This window comes from Pedobacter sp. GQ55 (genome assembly GCF_059758925.1).
This window is the reverse complement of sequence record NZ_JCAXEI010000003.1, coordinates 576100-597550: the sequence shown is the minus strand read 5'-3', so window position 1 is coordinate 597550 and position 21451 is coordinate 576100. Positions and strand designations below refer to the sequence as shown.

Sequence of the window (21451 nt, the reverse complement as noted above, 5' to 3'; positions counted from 1 at the left end):
ACTGATGAAAAATAATGATAACAGACGTTCATTTATAAAAAAAATAACCATCGGTGGTATTGGACTCACTGCGATACCATCGGTAATGATGGCCGAAACCAGAAGCGACCATCCTGATAAGGAAAATGAAACCTTACAGGCGTCGTTAAAACAGGATGAAAAGAATATAAAAAGAGCTTATAATACCAGCTATAAAAACGAAAACCTTAGAAGAATAGCGTTTCCGATTGGTGGTTTGGGTTCGGGGATGTTCTGTTTAGAAGGCAGCGGAGCCATATCTCATATGTCCATCCGCAACAGGCCTGAAATATTTCATGAGCCCAATATGTTTGCCGCTATTGCTGTAAAAGGCAAACAGACGGTAGCACGGGTATTGGAAGGGCCAATTGAGGAGTGGAAGATGTTTGGTCAACGGGGTACAGGTAATGGGGCTAGCGGGAGTAACTACGGTTTACCCAGATTTAACAGTGCGGTTTTTACAGATCGTTTTCCATTTGCAACGATTGATCTCGAAGAAAAGGACATACCGTTAAAAACACAGATCATTGGATGGAGTCCGTTTATTCCAACTGACGAAGACAACTCAAGTTTACCAGCAGGAGCTTTAGAATATAAATTTACAAACAATACTTCAGAAGCTATTGAAGCGGTCTTTTCTTATAATGCAAGAAATTTTGTGTTGCAGGGCGGCCAAAAAGGAGCCATTAAAAAGTTATCAGATGGATTCATACTGTCGCAGGAAGGAACAACTGAAAAACCACATTTAAAAACAGATTTTGCTATTTTTACCAGTGAGCCTGCAACTGTGGATTATTGTTGGTTCAGGGGCGGATGGTTTGACCCTTTAACCATGGTTTGGAATACCATTAAAGAGGGTAAAGTTAAGGCTCAGGAGCCTGACTCAGATGCACCTGGTGCATCGTTATTTGTGCCGTTTAAATTAAACGCAGGAGAACAAAAAACCATCAGACTCATGATGACCTGGTATGTTCCGGATTCAGATCTTCATATTGGAGATGTGGTTGCTGATCCAAAAAAGGCTGAATCGGCGGATTGTTGCATAACCCCATCTGCCATCGGTCTGGAAGAGAAATCAACTTACAATGATCGGAACTACAAACCGTGGTATAGCAGTAAATTTAAGGGAATTGAAGAGGCAGCAGCTTATTGGAAAAACAATTATGAGGAGCTGCAAAAAAAGTCAGCAATATTCCGTGATGCATTTTATTCCAGCACTTTACCTCCGGCAGTTATTGAAGCGGTTGCCGCAAACCTTACTATCCTTAAATCGCCAACAGTATTAAGACAATTTGATGGTCGTCTATGGAGCTGGGAAGGGTGCGGTGATGATGGCGGGTGCTGTCATGGTAGTTGTACCCACGTTTGGAATTATGCACAGGCAATTCCTCATCTTTTTCCATCCCTGGAAAGGAGCCTTAGAACTACAGAGTTCTGTGAAAATCAAAATTTTGAAGGGCATCAGCAATTTAGAGCAAATATGCCTATAAGCCCGGCCAAACATGATTTTCATGCCGCTGCTGATGGCCAGCTTGGGGGAATCATGAAAGTATACCGAGAATGGAGGATTAGTGGCGATGCTACGTGGCTGAAAAAAATGTACCCAATGGTAAAAACGAGCATGGATTATTCAATTAACACCTGGGATCCCAGAAGAAAGGGAATTGTGGAAGAACCACATCATAACACCTACGATATTGAGTTTTGGGGACCTGATGGTATGTGTACAAGTTTTTACCTGGGAGCGCTGAATGCAATTGTTAAAATGGGGCAGTTTCTTAAAAAAGACATCTCAAAATATAAAACGCTTTACACCGCTGGCAAAAAGTTCATGGAAAGTGAGTTATATAATGGAGAATATTTTAATCAAAAAATACAGTGGACCGGGTTAAATGCGCCAAATCCGGTAAATGAAAAATCTTTTGCTACACAATATACCGCCGAAGCATTAGAAATATTAAAGAAAGAGGGACCAAAATACCAGTACGGAACCGGTTGCTTGTCTGATGGTATTCTTGGTGGGTGGATCTCCAGAATGTGTGGACTTGAAGAACCGTTGGATGTTGAAAAGACCAAAAGCCATTTATTATCTGTTCACAAGTACAACCTGAAGGCAGATTTAAGTGACCACGTAAACCCTCAGCGTCCATCGTATGCCGCCGGACACGAAGGTGGATTGCTACTCTGCTCATGGCCTAAAGGCGGGATGCTCTCTCTGCCATTTGTATACAGCAATGAAGTGTGGACAGGAATTGAGTACCAGGTAGCATCCCATCTGATGCTAATGGGACAAGTAAATGAGGGCCTGGATATTGTAAAAGCTTGTCGTGACCGCTATGATGGTCGAGTACGTAATCCTTTCAATGAATATGAATGCGGACACTGGTACGCCAGGGCAATGTCTAGCTATGGAATGATACAAGGACTTACCGGAGTACGTTATGATGCAGTAGAGAAGGCCTTACATGTGGATTCCAAAGTAGGAGATTTTACCAGTTTCCTATCAACAGCTACGGGTTTCGGCACGGTAAGTTTTAAAGATAATAAAGCATCACTAAACATTGCTTATGGTAAAATACCAGTTAAAAAGGTATTGATAGCAGGTAAAGAAACACGACTGTCGTAATCATAAAGCGTATAAATTAAAATAGAAATGATGAAGTTATATCTGATCGGCGGTTTTCTGGGTAGCGGTAAAACAACAGCTATTCAAAATGCTTGCACTCAATTAATGAAAGAAAAGGTGAATGTTGGTGTAATCACAAACGACCAGGGGGTGCAGTTGGTGGACACCAGATTCATGCGCAATTCAAATGTTCCAGTTATGGAAGTTACAGATGGCTGTTTTTGTTGTAATTATGATAAAGTAGACAGCTTAATTGAGGTGCTAAAAGAATCTCATTATGCAGAGATAGTGTTTGCCGAATCCGTGGGTTCCTGCGCAGATATGATTGCTACAGTGGTAAAACCACTACAAAAATTTCGCAAGGATATAGAAACCGTCATCTCTGTTTTTGTGGATGCAAATGTGTTGCCGACAATGCTCCAGTCTGCACCGTTATTTGTGGATAGTGTAACTTATATTTATAAGAAACAAATTGAAGAGGCGGATATCCTTATTGTCAACAAGATCGATTCTTTAACTGACGATGAGTTAAACAAGATGGAATGTTTGGTAAATGGTAAGTTTCCTGAAAAAACAATTCTGTTTCAAAACTCGCTTGATAAAGAGAGTATAAACCAGTGGTTAGTTACTTTGGAAAATTTTAAATCAGGTGCGAGAAGCTCGTTGGAAATCGACTATGATATTTATGGAGCAGGAGAAGCAGAGCTTGCCTGGCTTGATATTGAAATGGAGCTGTTTGCTGATGAAAATAACGCGTTTGAGGCAGGAGTAGCGCTAGCAAAAGAAATTCATTGGGAAATAACCGGACAGAAATCACCAATAGGTCATTTAAAATTCTTTATTGACGATGGTGTGCAACAGAAGAAGATAAGCTTTACATCGGGAGTGCAAACCTCTATCAATGAGACAAAAAAAACAGTTTCGGCAAAGGCAGATATACTGATTAATGCAAGAGTGCAAACAGAGCCTGAACATCTTGAAGCGTTGGTGTTTAATACAATCAGTAAAATTGAAGCAAGTTCAGGGTATAAATTTATTACGAAAGATATTTCCTCATTTAAACCGGGATACCCGAAACCAACACACAGAATTATCGATTAGGTCTATCAGAAGAATAAAAATGCAGAGTCCAGTAAGAAAATATACCGCTGAATTTATAAGCACATTTATAATGGTTTTCTGTGGTACAGGGGCAATTATCATTAACCAGGAATCGGGTGGAGTAGTAACGCATATGGGTATAGCAATCACCTTTGGTTTGATTGTAATGAGTATGATTTACGCTTTTGGAAGTATTTCAGGTGCGCATATGAATCCTGCGGTGAGCATCGCCCTGGCTGTTGTAGTCTGTAAATTTTTATTAGCTGAAACCTTTATTCCACAAACGCATACAGAAGTTGAAAAATTAAGAATTGGTGCTTATGAGAATTGATGATAAAACTGTTGTATCCATTAGATATAAGATGGAAAATAGTAAAGGAGAGATACTTGTGGATATTTTGGATGGGTTACCAATCAATTATTTACATGGTCATGGAACAATTCTTCCTTCTTTGGAAGCTGAACTTAAAGGTTTAAACGAAGGAGAAGAAAAACAGTTTTTTTTATCAAAGGAAACCGGATTTGAAGGCTTAGATGATGAATTCCATATTAGGGTTATTGTAGACAAGGTTCGATATGCCAGTGAAGAAGAATTGGAAAAGGGGTTAATTCCATTGGTGTCAGACGATTATTGTGGTCCGACGGGTTGCTGTTAGAAAGGATTTGAAAAAATGAAAAGAGTTCAAAAAATAGCATTTGTATTTGTTTTATTAGGCCTGCTGTTGCATAAGGATGCCCTGGGTAAAGATAAAAATATGGACGTTTGGCTGGAAAGCTCGCTGAAACGAATCTTTCCTCAATCTCCAGGTAAAGCCAATGATCATCTTACCCTAATCGTAGCTAGAAACAGTAGAGTATCCTTTCAGGTTGGCTTTCATAGCAATATGAAAGACAGGGTACAGATTGCCTGTACTATGGAAGCTGGTGTAGTGAAACATGAAGTCCGTTATGTAGGTCTGGTTCCCTTTCAAAACTTTAATACTGATGTACGGGAGGAAGAGCTGGATGGGATTGGTTTCTTACCGGGCATGTTACCAGATCCGCTTTATCCGCTTACCCGCGTAGATGCTAATCCATACGCAAGCCGTTCATTTTGGGTTACCCTAAGGATTCCGGAAAATATAGAACCTGGTATTCACCAATGCAAAGTAAAAGTAAGCTGGAATGAAGGAAAGGTAAATATGGAGAAAATACTTCTGGTTGAGTTAAACATTAGCAAACTTATCGTTCAGCCCCGTAAGAACTTTCATGTAACCCATTGGTGGCGAGGTGAAGCTACCTGGGCTCAGTATAAAACTGAAATGTATGATGAGAAGTGGTGGCAGCTTACTAAAGCACAGATGAAGAATTTAATTGATCATGGAAATGATGTAGCCTTTATTCAAAATTTGTTTGAACTTAAAACAGTATTTAAAAAGCCTTGTCAGATGCTGATTATCGATGAAACTAGTCCCGGTAAATATAGTTTTGACTGGTCGCGTATCAAACGGTTCCTTGATATGACCAAGGAATTGGGCTACAAAAAATTTGAATGGGGCCATCTTTTTCTTTACTGGGGCGTTGAAAATGCAATGCATGTTTACACAAAAAAAGGTGACAAATACGAACTGCTTTGGGACGAAAATCTTTCAGCAACATCTCCGGTTTACCTGAATTTTTTAAAACAGTACCTACCGGAGTTTCATCGCTTCCTTAAGCAGGAAAACGTATTAGATGATTCCTACTTCCATTTGTCGGATGAGCCCGGATCGGAGCATATACAAAATTACAAGAGGGCTAGAAAGATATTGCAGGAACTGGCTCCCTGGATGAAAGTGATGGATGCATTAAGTGATGTTAGATACGGAAGAGAGAGATTAACTGATATACCGATTCCGATCATTAGTTCGGCTGGTGATTACCTTAAAGAGAATATTCCTCATTGGGTTTATTACTGCACAGGACCTAGAGATCAGTGGCTTAATCGGTTCTATGATACTCCTCTTGCTAAAATCAGAATGTCAGGTTTTTTATTCTATCATTTGAAAGCCCAGGGCTTTTTACACTGGGGGTACAACTATTGGAACGTAGTGGAAAAAGAAGAACCTATTGATCCTTTTACCAATGCGTCTGGAAGTGCTTATCCTGGAATTGCTGTTGGAGATCCTTTTGTAGTTTATCCTGGACCAGATGGCCCATACGATTCTATAAGATGGGAAGTATTTGCAGAATCTCTTCAGGACTATGCCATTCTGCAGTCGGCCGGTATTAAGCAGGATGATCCCATGCTATCTGAAATAAAAACTTACGCTTATTTCCCCAAGAAAGAAGAATGGATAGATCAGACCATGAAACGAATACTAGAAAAATAAATACTTGATTAATGAATTCAAAAACACTTAAAATAAATCGTACAGATAATATAGAGGTAGCATTATCGGATTTAAAAGCCGGTGATGCCATAAATAGTGATGCGGGAACTTATGACCTGGTTACAGATGTTCAGGCAAAGCATAAATTTGCGACTATAGACTTACTGCCCGGAGATGATGTTCTGATGTACGGGGTGCTTGTGGGTAAGGCAACTAAACCGATTAAAAAAGGCGAAGTAATTACTACGGGCAATGTTAGTCATGCGGCTAATAACTATAAGCTTAAGGAAAGAAAAACTGGCTGGGAAGTGCCGGAAGTATCTTCATGGAGCGATAAGACTTTTATGGGGTATCATAGAGATAACGGCAAGGTTGGTGTGGCCAATTACTGGTTGATTATCCCTTTGGTATTTTGTGAAAACAAGAATGTACAGGTTATTCAGGATGCCTTTATGAAAGGATTGGGGTATCATGACAATGACTCATCTTATTACAAGCAGGTACAGCAATTGGTTAAGATGCACAGGGCCGGTATAGCTGTTGAGGATATATTAAGTATAGACATAGAAACTTTAGGTATTGATGCAGAGGCAGAAAACAGGGTGTTTCCGAATGTTGACGGCGTTAAATTCTTAACACATTCGTTAGGCTGTGGTGGCACAAAAGACGATACCATTAACCTTTGTGGCTTGCTTGCCGGATATATAACGCATCCCAATGTTGCAGGAGCTACTGTGTTAAGTCTTGGTTGTCAGAACGCGCAAATACCGCTATTGAAAGAGCAGATTGCAAAACGAGATCCTCGGTTTTCTAAACCTTTGTATTGTTTTGAACAGCAACAGGTAGGAACCGAATCTGAATTAATGAAACTGGCTATAAAACAAACCTTTGCAGGTTTGATGCAGGCCAATGAACTTAAGCGCAAACCCGCTCCTTTAAGCAAACTTTGTATTGGACTGGAGTGCGGAGGATCAGATGGTTTTTCAGGAATTTCGGCCAACCCCGCTTTGGGGTATACTTCAGATCTATTGGTTGCTTTGGGCTCATCAGTAATACTTTCGGAATTTCCGGAACTTTGTGGCGTGGAGCAGGAACTAAGCGATCGTTGTATAGATGAGTCCATTGCCCGGAAGTTCATGACCTTAATGACTGCTTATCATGAAAGAGCTAAAGCTGTTGGTTCAGGTTTTGATTCCAATCCATCGGCAGGCAATATTCGTGACGGTTTAATTACTGATGCCATTAAATCTGCTGGTGCAGCTAAAAAAGCAGGCACATCGCCGGTTATTGATGTTCTTGATTATCCTCAGCAGGTTTCAAAACCTGGACTAACGTTGCTATGTACACCAGGTAGCGATATAGAGTCGACAACGGCAGAGGTTGGAGCGGGAGCTACACTTGTATTTTTCACAACCGGACTGGGCACCCCGACGGGCAATCCTATTGCACCTGTAGTAAAAATATCAACCAATACAACTCTGTACAAAAAGATGAATGACATTATTGATATCGATGCAGGCACAATAATAACTGGTGAAGAAACCATTGAACAGGTAGGAGAACGAATCCTCGATTACATCATAGAGATCGCAAGCGGGGCGGTTAAAGCTAAGGCTGAAGCGTTAGGTCACAACGATTTTATTCCCTGGAAAAGAGGGATATCCTTATAACAGACAGACAAGTTCAAATTAAAACGAATAAATAAATTATGAAATTATATAAAACTAAACAAGGCGCTATTTTGCATAGTGATGCGGGATATTATTTACTGAATATTGATTGGGATACATTGATTAACAATGACAACCTCTACCAATATTTAGTTCATGTACTGACTGAGCACCCCGAATCCTTGCAGGAAAATAAAGCGTTAGCAATATTAGAAAACGATGTTGAGGCACCAATTGGACAACAGGAAGTGTGGGCAGCGGGAGTAACCTATCTGCGCAGTCGGGATGCCAGAAAAGAGGAATCTCAAGATTCCGGTGGAGCAAGCATGTACGACAAAGTTTATGATGCAGATCGTCCTGAATTATTCTTCAAATCATTACCTCATCGTGTAGCTGGCCATAAACAACACGTAAACATTAGAAAAGATTCGACCTGGAACGTGCCAGAACCCGAATTAACTTTGTTTATCAATTCTTCTGGAAACATACAGGCTTATACTATAGGAAACGACATGAGTTCCAGAAGCATTGAAGGAGAAAATACGTTGTATCTGCCGCAGGCAAAGATTTATGAAAGGAGTGCTGCACTGGGTCCGTGTTTATATGTACCTGAAAAGCCCATATCAGATAAAACAATGATAGAGATGGTTATCAAACGAAACAATAGTGAGGTTTTTCGTGATTCGGTTTCTATTAGCAGAATGAAACGCTCTCTGAATGAGTTAGTAATCTATTTGTATGCTGAGTGCGACTTTAAAAACGGATGTTTTTTAATGACCGGAACTTGTATTGTACCTCCTAATGACTTTACTTTGAATGAAAAGGACGAGGTTAGCATAAGTATTGATAATATTGGAACATTAACAAATCACATAGCTATTCGTGTATAAAGGATAGCTTTAAATTTTACTAAGTATGGTGTCTACAACAGGTGAGAATTTTATTGGAAATATTCGTAGCGGCAATGGAGCCGATAGCTTTCAGGCTTTCAATCCCACTGAGAATGTTTTAATATCAGAAAAGTTTACTTACGCAACAGAAGAAGAACTTGAAAGGGCATTATCATTAGCTCAGGATGCTTTTGTTAGCTACAAGAATACTTCAACAATTGAGCGTGCTGCGTTTTTAGAAGCAATTGCTGAAGAAATAATGGCATTGGAAAAAACATTGATAGAAAGAGCTGTTACAGAATCCGGTTTGCCCATTGGACGAATAACAGGTGAAAGAGGCCGTACCTGTGGTCAGTTAAAAATGTTTGCCCAGTTACTACGCGATGGCTGGTATGTGGATGCAAGAATAGATACTGCGCAACCTGAAAGAACACCATTACCAAAATCTGATATCAGAAGAATGCTTATTCCAATTGGTCCTGTTGCTGTTTATGGTGCCAGTAATTTTCCATTGGCTTTCTCTACGGCAGGAGGTGATACTGCTTCGGCACTCGCTGCAGGATGTCCCGTAGTTGTTAAAACACACCCATCTCATCCTGGCACCAGCGAATTGATATCTTCTGCAATTATTCAGGCAGCTAAAAGAACAGACATGCCTGAGGGTGTATTTTCGGCCTTAAACCTTACTAACGATCAGTCGGTAAGACTTGTACAGCACGCTGCGATAAAAGCAGTAGGTTTTACAGGATCCAGAAAAGTAGGCATGACCCTTTTTAACGCAGCTGCGAATAGACCCGATCCCATACCTGTATATGCAGAAATGAGTGCTATAAATCCGGTTATTTTGATGGAAGAAGCATTAAAAGAAAAAGGAGAAGCAATTGCTAAAGGATTGGCTGGCTCAGTAACTATGGGGGCAGGCCAATTTTGTACTAATCCTGGATTGGTATTGCTAATAGAAAGTGAAGCGGGCAAGCGCTTTCTAAATCACTTTGTGCAACATCTGGGAGCAACTGAACCTGCAACAATGCTAAACAAGAATATCTGCCAATCGTACAGTAAAGGTATTGAAATGACTAAAACAGTTAGCGGAGTTAGTGTTTTGGCTGAGGGAACAAAATTAGCAAATGACGAGAGAAATGAAGCCAGACCAATTGCTTTTACGGTTTCAGCCGATGATTTTCTTTCGAATAAACAGTTAAACGACGAGGTTTTTGGTCCGGTAACACTTTTTGTATTGGTTAAAGATACAGCGCAGCTTCAGCTGGTCTTAAATCAACTGGAAGGGCAGCTTACCGCTACTGTTCATGCCGAGCCTGAGGATAAAAGTAATTTAATTCCTGTAATTGATATAATCGCCCAAAAAGCTGGCCGTGTGATCTATAATGGTTTTCCTACAGGTGTAGAAGTTTGTCATTCGATGCAGCATGGTGGACCATTCCCATCAACTACCGATGGAAGATCAACATCTGTGGGTACTGCAGCAATTTATCGTTTTTTAAGACCGGTATCTTATCAGGATATTCCAGATGAATTACTTCCTGCGGCATTACAAAACAATAACCCGCTGAGTATTTTGAGGTTGATAGATGGCTCATGGAAAACTGATTTAATACCTTAACTTCGTGCTTATTTTTAAGCTATGAATTGGGAAAAGTTATTGTCATCAAAACGATGGGGAAATGAAGACAGGTTTACTGGAAATCAAAAAGAAGCTCGTTCTGAGTTTCAAAGAGATTATGACAGGATCATATTTTCATCGCCTTTTAGAAGATTACAAAACAAAACCCAGGTATTTCCTTTACCAGGCAGCGTGTTTGTTCATAACCGACTTACACATAGCCTGGAAGTTGCAAGTGTTGGGCGTTCATTGGGTACGATCTTTTACAACAGAATAAAAGATTCAGATATCAATATAGATGAAACCTGTCCGCTGCTATGTGAAATAGGAAACATTATTGCATCTGCTTGCCTGGCTCATGATCTGGGTAATCCGGCCTTTGGTCATTCTGGTGAATCAGCCATATCGCACTATTTTAACAGTGGTGATGGAAAAGTATATCAGGAGCAGGTAAACGAAGAGCAGTGGGAAGATTTGATCCATTTTGAAGGAAATGCCAATGCATTAAGAATATTGACCCATCCATTTGCAGGAAAAGGAACAGGAGGATTTGCATTAACTTACTCTACACTTGCTGCGATAGCTAAATATCCATGTGCATCTGTAGCAGGGCATAATAAAAAGAATATTTACACTAAAAAATACGGTTTCTTCCAGTCAGAGCAAAGCGGATTTGAAAAGATTGCTGCAGAGATGGACCTTATTAAGGTTCAGGAATCACCTTTGATTTATAAGCGGCATCCACTTGTGTATTTAGTAGAAGCGGCAGATGATATTTGTTATAATATTATTGACCTGGAGGATGCTCATCGTTTAAAAATCCTCTCGTACAAGGAAGTTGAGACTTTACTTTTGCCCTTGTGTAATGATACTAAAATGCCATCAAGATTAGCTGAAATGGAAGATGATGATGCCAAAATTACGCTGATGAGGGCAAAATCGATAAGCACATTGATATGGCAATGTTCAAATGTATTTTATCAGGAACAGGAGTCAATATTAAACGGTGATTTCAATATAAGTTTGATGGATGCTATTGAAGCGCCGTTCTTATCTGTGATGAAAGAAATAGAAAAGATTTCGATTAAGAAAATCTATAACTATTCTTCTGTTGTACAGATTGAAGTGGCAGGTTATCAGGTAATGGGAGGGCTTTTAGAAGAGTTTATTCCGGCCTATCTGCAAAACGAATCAAAATACCATAAGAAGCTGGTTGAATTGATACCAAAGCAATTTTTAACAGAGAAAGATGATGTTTATTCTAAAATCCAAAGTGTATTGGATTTTGTTTCAGGAATGACAGACATCTATGCTGTTGAGTTATTTAGGAAAATTAAGGGAATATCTTTTCCTTCAATGAGTTAATAATAAAATGGAAGTTACAGATATACTTATTATAGGAGCGGGCCCAATTGGTATTGCCTGCGGCATTGAAGCTAAGAAAGCGGGCTTATCTTATGTGATCATCGAAAAAGGATGTCTGGTAAATTCATTATACAATTACCCTCAGAATATGACTTTCTTCTCCACATCAGAGAAGCTGGAAATAGGGGGAGTTCCTTTTGTTTCAAATAATCCTAAACCTACGCGGGCCGAAGCATTAGAGTATTACCGCAGGGTTGCACTTAAATTTGAATTAAATACAAAGCTTTTTGAATCGGTTGATGACGTTGAGAAGCAAGATGTTGGTTTTATAGTAACGACTTCAAAATCAAGCTATCTCACCAGAAATATTATCATCTCTACCGGGTTTTACGATCTTCCGAACAAAATAGATATACCTGGGGAGGACCTTCCCAAAGTTGCACACTATTATAAAGACCCTCATTATTATGCAATGCAAAATGTTATAGTAATTGGAGCCAGTAATTCATCGGTGGATGCTGCATTGGAAACTTATCGAAAAGGCGCTGATGTAACTATGATAGTACGCGACGAATCGATAAGTAAGCGCGTTAAATACTGGGTTAGACCGGATGTTATTAATCGCATTGAGGAAGGAAGCATTAAAGCTTATTTCAATTCTCGATTGGTTAGCATAACTAAAGATACCGCAGATATTCTTACACCAGAGGGAATAATTACTATACCTAATGATTTTGTCCTGGCCTTAACGGGTTATCAGCCCAATTTTGAGCTCCTGAGGAAATTTGGCGTGAAACTTAGTGAAGATGACAAGTGCTTGCCTGAACACAATTCACAAACAATGGAAACCAATGAAAAAGGTATTTATTTGGCTGGTGTAGTTTGCGGAGGTATGGATACTCATTTATGGTTTATAGAAAACTCGAGAGACCATGCTGTTAAGATCATAAGCGATATTAAAAAGAAAGCTTAAAAAAAAATATTTCACATATTATTTGTTTCGTACGAAAGTTATCCTACCTTTATGTTATGAAACAAAATATACCTATAGATGCTATTCCTGAGCCTACAAGGGCAGAGCTTGAAATTTTACAGGTTTTATGGGAATTTGGCCCTTCAACAGTGCGATTTGTTAATGACACATTGAATGAGCAAAGAGATGTAAATTACACCTCGACACTTAAGCAAATGCAAATCATGGCAGATAAAGGGATCCTTAAACGCGATGAGCGGCAGATGAAGCATATATACATTCCCGTAGAGGCCGAAAATAAAACTAAGGATCAACTGTTGAACCGTTTTGTAAATACTTTGTATAAAGGATCTGCTTCCAAACTAGTAATGCAATTATTAGGCAACAAAAAGACTTCTAAAGAAGATCTTGATGCTATTAAACAGATGTTAAAGAAACTAGATAAATAATAAAAATTCGAATAATTTTAGAACCACAATTATGGAATTTCAATATGCTTTATGTATCACTTTTTTCCATTCATTATGGATAGGGATGATCCTTGCTTTATTAACAAGTCTGATTATAGTTACCACAAGAAAAAATAGTGCTGCAATAAGGTATAATTTACTTACTGCTGTGTTGGTTTTGTTTGTGATCATCATGAGCCTGGTGTTTTATGATACCTTAAATTCAGGGAGTATTCATCAAAGTTTGGCTAAGTCAGGGGGAGCGACATTTTTCTCTCCCCAAATAAGCAAAGAAGCCATCACTCCAATCAATTCTCAATCTTTAACTCAGGGCAGTTCTGGATTTATTGATGGAATGGGATCTTTGATGAATATATGGACATCTTATTCCGTTCAAATAGTAATGATTTGGTTTTTGATCATTTGCATTAAATGCATCCAGCTTATGATGGGAATGCATGCAATTTACTATCTAAAGAATACCCAGATCTATTCAGTGGGTAATTTCTGGGAAAATAAGGTAACCGAACTTTCAATTAAATTAAAGATCCCCAAAAGTATTCAGATACTACAATCTGGAATTACGAAAGTACCTGTTGTTGTAGGACACCTGAAGCCGGTGATATTGATTCCACTTGGTTTGTTAAATGGGCTGTCGATCGCTGAAGTTGAAGCGATAATCAGTCATGAACTAGCGCATATTAAGCGTAGTGATTATTTGGTAAATATACTTCAAAGCTTGATTGAAATCATATTCTTTTTTAATCCCGCTGTACTGTGGCTGTCTAAATTGATCAAAGAAGAAAGAGAGAACTGCTGCGATGATCTTGCATTAACTTGTACTTTAAATAAGCAAGACTATATTCAAGCGCTTGTTTCTTGCCAGGAATTTCAATCAAACCAATATGTTATGGCACTTACCGGTAGAAAGCATCAGCTTTTGGAGCGTGTGAGCAGGATGGTCTTCAACAAAAGTTCTTCGCTGAATAAAATGGAGAAGATTATTCTGACCGTTACCTTAATATCAACATTGGTTTTTACAGCAGCTTTTACCAGAAGTACAAAAACTGTTGCTGCCGATAAAAGTCCGATTCGTGGAGTGGTTGGTATAAAGCCATATCAGGATACAACTATAAAGCATAACACAACCAAACGTATCGCTAAAAAGACACCGGCAGTTAAACACAAGAAAGCTAGCTATGCCAAAACTGCAGAACAGGAAAGAGAAAGAGTGAGGGTTATTGCCGAACAAAAAAGGGGGGAAGCCGAAAGGGCAAAAATAGCACCTGACATAGCAAGGCAGAAAGACCTAAACAACAAGATTTTTGATGCTGCCCGGTATCAAAAAGAGGCCGAAAAATACGCTGCAGCAAGCCAGCAGTATAAAAAGGATGCCGCAAAATATGCAGACGAGGCGGCAAAATACGCGGCGGATCCGGAACATTATCCGGTTCCCCCTGTGCCAGTAGCCCCGATAGCTCCTGTGTATAGAAAACCATATGTTCCTGCCCAGCCAGTAACTCCAAAAGTAAGGGTGGGTGAAGGAGTAGTGATTCAGGATCCGGCAGAACCAAATGACATGACTAAGGAACTGCAAAACGATGGTTTATTACAACCAACAAATAATTTTAAATACAAGCTGGATGCGGATGAATTAATTATTAATGGAAGGAAACAATCAGATGCCGTTCACCAGAAGTACATGAAAAAGTATCTTAAAAATCGTAAGGGAACAATTACTACAACAGTAAGCACGGATTAAAATAGCGATAAGGGCTTGCCGTGCCCGGATTTTAAAAATTAATTTTTGATGATGACAAAAAAGATATTGGCTATTTTAGCCATAGGGATTTGTATTGCCCCAATTGTTTCCTTCGCCCAACAGACTGAGGCAAGTATTTCCGGACAGATAAGGGATGCAGAAAATAAAGCCTTTGATCTGGCCACAGTTGCTTTGCTTAATGCTAAAGATTCAGTTTTACTGAAATCTACCTTTACTGAAGGCGATGGTAAATTTAGTTTCAATCAGTTGAAAGCAGGAGACTATCAAATAAAAGTTTCTGCAATGGGTTATACCAGCTATAAGAGTGAGGTGATCACTTTAAATGCAGCACAGCCTAACTTTTTTATCCCTAATATTAAACTTATTCCTTCCAGTAACAGCCTTAATCAGGTAAATATTACCGGTAAAAAATCTTTTATTGAACGTAAGATTGATCGGGTGATTGTAAATGTAGATGCCCAGATATCCAATGCCGGTTCTACTGCATTAGAAGTTCTGGAGAAATCACCAGGTGTGCAGGTTGACCAGAATGGGGTAATAAGCTTAAAAGGCAAGCACGGGGTGCTGGTACTCATTGACGATAAACCAACATACCTATCCGGGGCGGATCTGGAAAACTACTTGAAATCGTTGCCGTCCTCGTCACTAGAGCAAATAGAGATCATGACAAATCCTCCTGCTAAGTATGATGCAGCTGGTAACGCCGGGGTAATTAATATAAGAACCAAAAAAGGAAGGCTTAAAGGTTTTAATGGCGGTTTTAACTTAAGTCTTAATCAAGGCCAAAAAACAAGAACACTAAATAGTCTGAACTTCAACCTAAGGAACAATAAGTTTAATTACTTTTTAAATTTCAGCTATAACTATAATACTGGCTTTTCGGATCTTGATATCAACCGCACCTATAAAAATGCTGACAACAGTCCAAAATCGTATTTCAACCAGAACAGTTATTTTGACAGACATGGAAATTCTTTAAATGCGAAAGCGGGAGCTGATTATTATCAGTCTGACAATACAACATGGGGTATCCTGGTTAGCGGAATGTCGAGAGCGTCTACACAAATAAATAATAATTCAAGTAATCTGTTGAATTCACTACAACAACTCGATTCCGTAATTAAGGCTAAAAATATTGATGTAATTGATTTTAGTAATGGCGGTGTTAATTTAAACTACCGACATCAATTTGATAAAAAAGGACATGGAATTACAGCCGATGCTGATTATCTGGCTTACAGGAACAAAACCGATCAAACTTATTATAATTCAAGCTTTTTTGCGAACGGATCATTAAAATCTGAAGATATCCTAACAGGATACCTTCCGGGAAATATTGATATCTATTCTGTGAAAACTGATTATTCGTTGCGGTTAAAGTCTGATTGGAAGCTGGCATCCGGAATAAAGACCAGCTATACTAAAACCGATAATACCGCAGATTATGCCTATACAATAAATGAAATTACTAAACCGGATTTTGACAAGAGCAACCATTTCATATACAAAGAGCATATCAGCGCTGCGTACCTGAACTTAAACAGAGAAATGAAAAAATTCTCTATACAACTTGGGCTAAGGCTCGAGAATACCATCTCTGATGGTCATCAACTAGGTAACGCAATGAAGCCTGATTCAGCATTTAAAAGAAATTATACGGGGCTTTTTCCTACTGTATATGTATTGTATAAATTGGATACAGCTGCTAACAATCAAATTGGCCTTAATTACGGAAGGAGAATTGATCGTCCATATTACCAGGATTTAAATCCTTTTATTTCCCCATTGGACAAATTTACCTTTTATGTTGGAAATCCATTTCTAAGACCGTCATACACTCAATCGATAGAATTGTCCCATACCTATAAAAACAAGTATACCACTACTATAAGCTATTCAAAATCCAGGGATGAAGTTAATGAAACTATAGAGATATTAAACGGTACTTACTACAGCAGACCTGGTAATATTGGAAAAAAAAGGGTTAAAAGCATTTCATTCAACGGGACACTTGATGTTGCAAAATGGCTTAGTATTGATGTTTATGAGGAGCTTACTAATATCACCACAATAAGTGATTTCTATACAGGAAAATTAAATACCAGTGGCACTTTCTATTTTACAAGTGCAAATGCAAAATTTGCCCTGGGAAGTGGTTGGGATGCCGAATTAAGCGGTAACTATAGAAACCGGATTATAGATGTTCAGTTTGAACTGAAAAGTATATGGCAGGCCAGTACAGCCATTCAAAAGAAATTGTCGCCTGGCACTACGTTAAAGCTAGCAATCAATGATTTATTCTACAGTAGAATTAATAGGGGAGTTATTAATAATCTTGCACAAACAGAAGCGAACTGGACCAACAAAGGTGATTCAAGAACAGCAGTGCTCTCCTTTAATTATCGTTTTGGAAAAGCCTTTAGTACACCAGCTAAACATGGTGAATCAGGAGCAGAAAGTGAAAAGAACAGGGTGAAGAACTAAAACTATTTTTTATGTTTCTTTCTGTATTCTGAAGGAGAGGTACCAATAAGCTTGCTAAATAATCGTGAAAAATAGTATTGATCATCAATACCAAGTACTGAACAGATTTCTTTAATGCTTTTGTCGGTAAAGTAAAGGTACTGGCAAGAGTGCTGTATTTTGAGCTGATTGTAATAGGCAATTGGTGAAATACCTGTTTTTTGCTTAAATATCCTTAAATAATGTGATAGAGATATCTTCTGTTGGTCGGCAAGTTGGTTTACTGTAAGTTTTTTATCAAGATTCTCTTTCATATATGTAATGGAGCTGCTTACAGCATCCTTATTATAAACAGAAGGATTTATCTCCTTATAATAAATCAAGGAGGTTACAAGATAGAGTAGTCTGAAGTTCATGATCTCCATTTCCTTTGTACCAAAACTTTCCTCGAGCATGGTATATATTTGGTTAAAAACATCTATTCGGTCTTGCTCAAAAGGAATTGAATGTACCTCGTGTTGTCCCTCAACAAGAGAACGCTCATAAATCATCCTTGAATTAACACCACTAAAATGCATCCAGTATATGCTCCACGGGTTTTTCAAGGAGCTAAAATATCTATGGGGTACATTTTTAGGGATGATAAAAAATGTGTTTGCTCTTAAAACATAAACCTTATTATCCAATTCAACAGTACCTTCTCCATCAATACAGTAAAGTAAAATAAATTCTGCAGAACCTGTTTTCCGCTCACGATCATGCCCCAAGGCATGGGGATAGTAGCCTATTGCCGTAAGGTAAAAAGAATTGATTAAAGGATTGTTCTTAATGCTTTTCCTAATATTAGGCGTAAGGACAATCATTTTTTGTCCCAAAAATCCCTCTTTGATTTTCTTTTTTTCCTCTGTCATATTAAACGCTAAGGTATAATAAATGTAACTTATTTTACAGTTTGTAACACTTCAGTTATGATAATATTGTCCATTATTTGTCTTAGTTAGTCCATTTCTGGCTTCTAATTTCCCCGTAAGTTTATCCTAACAAATATTAAACGGGATTAACCAAATATTATTCACTATGTCTTTCTTTAGGATTAAAGGAACTGTAAGATGGTATGCTTTACTCATATTTCTCATTTTACAGTGTAGTTTTACAGTTTTCGCTCAGAATTCAATTAATGTCGCAGGCCGGATAACCGGAAAGGACGACAAATTACCCATTCCAGGTGTTTCAGTGAAGGTCAAGGGCACGGGCACCGGTATATCAACCGATAAGGACGGTAAGTTTACGCTAAGCACCGCGGCAAACTCAACAATTGTTTTTACCTCTGTGGGCTATATAACTCAGGAACTTCCTGCTTCGGCCACCATGAATATATCTCTTGTTCCAGAGGACAACAATCTGGAAGAGGTAACTGTAGTAGGTGTAACCATCAGAAAAAAGGATCTTACCGGATCGGTTGCAGGCATAACAGACAAAACCATTAGTGAATTACCTGTAACCAATGTTAACCAGGCTATGCAAGGCCGTATTGCCGGTGTACTGGTACAGAGTAATGACCCCAGACCCGGAGGTGGTGTATCTATAAAAGTAAGAGGGAATAACTCTATTAAATTTGGTGCAGACCCTATTTACGTAGTAGATGGCTTGGTAATAGAACAAGCGTTCAACACCATAAATCCTGATGACATTGCTAGTATTGATGTGTTAAAAGATGCGTCGGCAACGGCTTTGTATGGATCAAGGGGTGCCAATGGGGTGATTTTGATCACCACCAAAAAAGGAAAGAGTGGAGAAGGGAAAATTGAATATAGCGCCTGGGTTGGCGTACAATCATTTACAAGAAACTTATCTTATTTAAATGCACAACAAATAGTTGACCTAAGGTTAGATGCCTACGCCAACAAATACATGGATGAAAATCCTACTGCAAATAGGCAAGCATACATCAATACGCTACTTGGGCCGAACTCCATTGCGTTTGGTGCTGATGAGCTGGCCGTTTACAATAGAGGCGAATCTTATAACTGGTTGGATCAGATCACTAAAAAAGGAGTACAGCAAAATCATACCGCTACGTTTTCAAAGGGAGGTGAAGATGGTTCCATGTATGTGAGCTTTAACTATACGGATCAGGGCGGATTATTAAAAACTTCAGATTACAAACGATATGGTGGACAGATCAACCTCGATCAGAAAATTAAACCATGGTTTAAAATTGGAACTAATACTGGTTTTTCGAGAACTGAAGAGTCATACATAGATGGTGGGGTATTCGGCATAGCCGCTAATGCGAATCCTCTGTTGCCTATTGACGATAAAATAACCTATTTAAGCTGGAAAGGAATTCAGAGTACAGACCTTTATAACCCGATAAGAAGCTTAACTATAGATGGTAAAGGAAAACAAAACCGCTTGCTTACTTCAAATTATGCAGTAGCGACACCAATTCCCGGCTTAAATATTCGTACAGGCGTATCATTCGACGTAAGATCCCAAGATTACTTTAATTATATTCCTAAAGACCTTGGGCAATCGCTTCGCAACTCCTATAATGGAAGGGCAACACAAAAGAAAGAAAGCTGGATGAACTGGCAGTGGGATAATTCTGTGTCTTACGACAAATCTTACGGAAAACATAATTTCTCTGGCTTAGTGAGTTTTGGTTTATCTCAGAACAACTACAATTACAATCAGATCGACGCTTCGGGCTTTGCTACCGATGATTTCTCTTACAAGTATCTTGGAGGCGCCTACCTAAAAGAACAATTTCAATTAGGTTCGGATTTCGTAACCAATTCCCTGATCAGCTACGTAGCAAGATTTAATTACAACTACGATAATAAATATTTTGCAACCTTAACTGGCAGGTATGATGGTTCCTCGAGATTTGGCAATGGCAATAAATGGGGCTTATTCCCCTCACTTGCCTTGGCTTGGGATATCTCTAAAGAGAGTTTCTTTGAGGGTATAAATGTTGATGCACTAAAATTACGCGCAGGATACGGTATTGCGGGTAATCAGAACATCCCTAATTTCGCGTATCGCTCGCTATACAGACCTGTTTTCTCAGACAACTCTGTAACCTACGTTTCAGATGGCCGTTTAGGGAATCCAAACCTGGTATGGGAAAAGCAAAAGCAGCTGAACTTAGGTCTGGACGTAACTGTATTAAATAATAGATTGACATTTAGTGCCGACTATTTCATTATTCATAATGATGACTTGTTAATGGAGAGAACTTTATCTACCACTTCAGGTTTTAAAAATACCATCGATAATGTTGGCTCATTGTTAAACAAAGGAATTGAATTTAACGTTAATGCCAAGATTATTGATCAGGATGATTTCAAATGGGATTTTGGGGTAAACCTGTCGTCTTATAAAAATAAGATCACAAAGTTATATGGAAGTGTTGACGCGATCTATAATTATGGAGGATTTACAGGAGTAGATATACAGAGGGAAGGAAACTTGTTTTTAAATCAGTCGCTAAACTCCATCTATACCTACAAGTTCGAAAAGATAGCTCAACAATCAGATCTTGAGCGCATTAAAGATATTGATTACGGAGGTCGTACGATTCATCCGGGCGACATTATTCCGGTTGATGTTAATGGGGATAATAAGATAGACGATGCCGATAGAATTGTGGTTGGCAAAAAGGACCCTAAATTTTATGGTGGTTTCTCTACAAATTTTGCTTACAAAAACCTGTCGCTAAATGCAGTATTTAACTATAACTACGGAGGTAAAGCGATTAGCGGTTTATACGAAGGTTTGTTGAATGGTTCAGGAGAGTATGCTGGAATTACGGATGTGCTGGATCGCTGGACACCGGAAAACACCAATTCCAACATTCCAAGAGCCTACACCGGCAGTGGACGTTATGGTGTTGGAGAAACTGATTACGCGGTTCAAAATACCTCTTTTTTAAGGATGGCGGCACTTTCGTTATCGTATAACTTCACTGGAGGATTTGTTAAGAAAGCAAAAATGAGCAATCTGAGAGTGTATGTAACAGGTAGAAACCTTTTTACGATTACAAAGTACAAAGGATACGATCCTGAAGGTGGAGATGGATACCCAACATCAAAAATGTTTGTTGCCGGTATAAATGTTGGATTTTAATATTACTAAG

15 protein-coding genes are annotated in these 21451 nt (G+C 38.8%); 14 read left to right on the top strand and 1 reads right to left on the bottom strand.

The features are described 5' to 3' along the window. Window positions 1–4 precede the first annotated feature (4 nt). Genes AC6CH7_RS11505 through AC6CH7_RS11445 form a run of 13 tightly spaced genes read left to right on the top strand, consistent with a single transcriptional unit; the run spans window position 5 to window position 17331 of the window. Window positions 5–2644: a GH116 family glycosyl hydrolase gene (locus tag AC6CH7_RS11505; RefSeq protein WP_498262842.1), complete on the top strand. Its 2640-nt coding sequence runs from the start codon at window positions 5–7 to the stop codon at window positions 2642–2644. 27 nt (window positions 2645–2671) lie between these two features. After that, complete coding sequence (locus AC6CH7_RS11500; RefSeq protein WP_498262841.1) at window positions 2672–3745, top strand: GTP-binding protein; 1074 nt, start codon at window positions 2672–2674, stop codon at window positions 3743–3745. A gap of 19 nt (window positions 3746–3764) precedes the next feature. Continuing rightward, window positions 3765–4076, top strand: coding sequence for an aquaporin (locus AC6CH7_RS11495; RefSeq protein ID WP_498262840.1), 312 nt, complete (start codon window positions 3765–3767; stop codon window positions 4074–4076). Continuing rightward, window positions 4066–4401 (top strand): peptidylprolyl isomerase, encoded by a 336-nt coding sequence (locus AC6CH7_RS11490; protein ID WP_498262839.1) that lies wholly within the window; start codon window positions 4066–4068, stop codon window positions 4399–4401. The genes AC6CH7_RS11495 and AC6CH7_RS11490 overlap by 11 nt, the downstream gene beginning before the upstream one ends. A 15-nt stretch (window positions 4402–4416) precedes the next feature. Beyond that, on the top strand, window positions 4417–6096 hold the full coding sequence (locus AC6CH7_RS11485; protein ID WP_498262838.1) for a DUF4091 domain-containing protein: 1680 nt from the start codon (window positions 4417–4419) through the stop codon (window positions 6094–6096). A gap of 11 nt (window positions 6097–6107) precedes the next feature. After that, window positions 6108–7766, top strand: coding sequence for a UxaA family hydrolase (locus tag AC6CH7_RS11480; RefSeq protein WP_498262837.1), 1659 nt, complete (start codon window positions 6108–6110; stop codon window positions 7764–7766). 38 nt (window positions 7767–7804) lie between these two features. Beyond that, the gene (locus AC6CH7_RS11475) at window positions 7805–8656 is read left to right on the top strand and encodes a fumarylacetoacetate hydrolase family protein (RefSeq protein ID WP_498262836.1); all 852 of its coding nucleotides are present in this window, start codon (window positions 7805–7807) and stop codon (window positions 8654–8656) included. A gap of 25 nt (window positions 8657–8681) precedes the next feature. Further along, window positions 8682–10277, top strand: a complete 1596-nt coding sequence (locus tag AC6CH7_RS11470; protein WP_498262835.1) for an aldehyde dehydrogenase (NADP(+)) — start codon at window positions 8682–8684, stop codon at window positions 10275–10277. A 21-nt stretch (window positions 10278–10298) separates the two neighbouring features. Then, window positions 10299–11642: a deoxyguanosinetriphosphate triphosphohydrolase gene (locus tag AC6CH7_RS11465; RefSeq protein ID WP_498262834.1), complete on the top strand. Its 1344-nt coding sequence runs from the start codon at window positions 10299–10301 to the stop codon at window positions 11640–11642. A 7-nt stretch (window positions 11643–11649) separates the two neighbouring features. Beyond that, window positions 11650–12615, top strand: a complete 966-nt coding sequence (locus AC6CH7_RS11460) for a YpdA family putative bacillithiol disulfide reductase (protein WP_498262833.1) — start codon at window positions 11650–11652, stop codon at window positions 12613–12615. Window positions 12616–12671: 56 nt separating this feature from the next. Then, window positions 12672–13064, top strand: coding sequence for a BlaI/MecI/CopY family transcriptional regulator (locus AC6CH7_RS11455; protein WP_498262832.1), 393 nt, complete (start codon window positions 12672–12674; stop codon window positions 13062–13064). Window positions 13065–13095: 31 nt separating this feature from the next. After that, window positions 13096–14826 (top strand): M56 family metallopeptidase, encoded by a 1731-nt coding sequence (locus AC6CH7_RS11450; protein WP_498262831.1) that lies wholly within the window; start codon window positions 13096–13098, stop codon window positions 14824–14826. A gap of 48 nt (window positions 14827–14874) precedes the next feature. Continuing rightward, window positions 14875–17331, top strand: a complete 2457-nt coding sequence (locus AC6CH7_RS11445) for an outer membrane beta-barrel protein (protein WP_498262830.1) — start codon at window positions 14875–14877, stop codon at window positions 17329–17331. Between the two features lie 2 nt (window positions 17332–17333). On the opposite strand, the gene AC6CH7_RS11440 is transcribed toward AC6CH7_RS11445, so the two are convergent. Further along, window positions 17334–18221 (bottom strand): AraC family transcriptional regulator, encoded by an 888-nt coding sequence (locus AC6CH7_RS11440; RefSeq protein ID WP_498262829.1) that lies wholly within the window; start codon window positions 18219–18221, stop codon window positions 17334–17336. A 166-nt stretch (window positions 18222–18387) separates the two neighbouring features. Here AC6CH7_RS11440 and AC6CH7_RS11435 point away from each other — a divergent pair, with 166 nt between their 5' ends. Then, window positions 18388–21441, top strand: a complete 3054-nt coding sequence (locus AC6CH7_RS11435) for a SusC/RagA family TonB-linked outer membrane protein (RefSeq protein WP_498262828.1) — start codon at window positions 18388–18390, stop codon at window positions 21439–21441. Window positions 21442–21451 lie beyond the last annotated feature (10 nt).

Coding starts and splice junctions, on each gene's coding strand:
- AC6CH7_RS11505 (WP_498262842.1), top strand. CDS start 5: ATGAAAAATAATGATAACAGACGTTCATTTATAAAAAAAATAACCATC.
- AC6CH7_RS11500 (WP_498262841.1), top strand. CDS start 2,672: ATGATGAAGTTATATCTGATCGGCGGTTTTCTGGGTAGCGGTAAAACA.
- AC6CH7_RS11495 (WP_498262840.1), top strand. CDS start 3,765: ATGCAGAGTCCAGTAAGAAAATATACCGCTGAATTTATAAGCACATTT.
- AC6CH7_RS11490 (WP_498262839.1), top strand. CDS start 4,066: ATGAGAATTGATGATAAAACTGTTGTATCCATTAGATATAAGATGGAA.
- AC6CH7_RS11485 (WP_498262838.1), top strand. CDS start 4,417: ATGAAAAGAGTTCAAAAAATAGCATTTGTATTTGTTTTATTAGGCCTG.
- AC6CH7_RS11480 (WP_498262837.1), top strand. CDS start 6,108: ATGAATTCAAAAACACTTAAAATAAATCGTACAGATAATATAGAGGTA.
- AC6CH7_RS11475 (WP_498262836.1), top strand. CDS start 7,805: ATGAAATTATATAAAACTAAACAAGGCGCTATTTTGCATAGTGATGCG.
- AC6CH7_RS11470 (WP_498262835.1), top strand. CDS start 8,682: ATGGTGTCTACAACAGGTGAGAATTTTATTGGAAATATTCGTAGCGGC.
- AC6CH7_RS11465 (WP_498262834.1), top strand. CDS start 10,299: ATGAATTGGGAAAAGTTATTGTCATCAAAACGATGGGGAAATGAAGAC.
- AC6CH7_RS11460 (WP_498262833.1), top strand. CDS start 11,650: ATGGAAGTTACAGATATACTTATTATAGGAGCGGGCCCAATTGGTATT.
- AC6CH7_RS11455 (WP_498262832.1), top strand. CDS start 12,672: ATGAAACAAAATATACCTATAGATGCTATTCCTGAGCCTACAAGGGCA.
- AC6CH7_RS11450 (WP_498262831.1), top strand. CDS start 13,096: ATGGAATTTCAATATGCTTTATGTATCACTTTTTTCCATTCATTATGG.
- AC6CH7_RS11445 (WP_498262830.1), top strand. CDS start 14,875: ATGATGACAAAAAAGATATTGGCTATTTTAGCCATAGGGATTTGTATT.
- AC6CH7_RS11440 (WP_498262829.1), bottom strand. CDS start 18,221: ATGACAGAGGAAAAAAAGAAAATCAAAGAGGGATTTTTGGGACAAAAA.
- AC6CH7_RS11435 (WP_498262828.1), top strand. CDS start 18,388: ATGTCTTTCTTTAGGATTAAAGGAACTGTAAGATGGTATGCTTTACTC.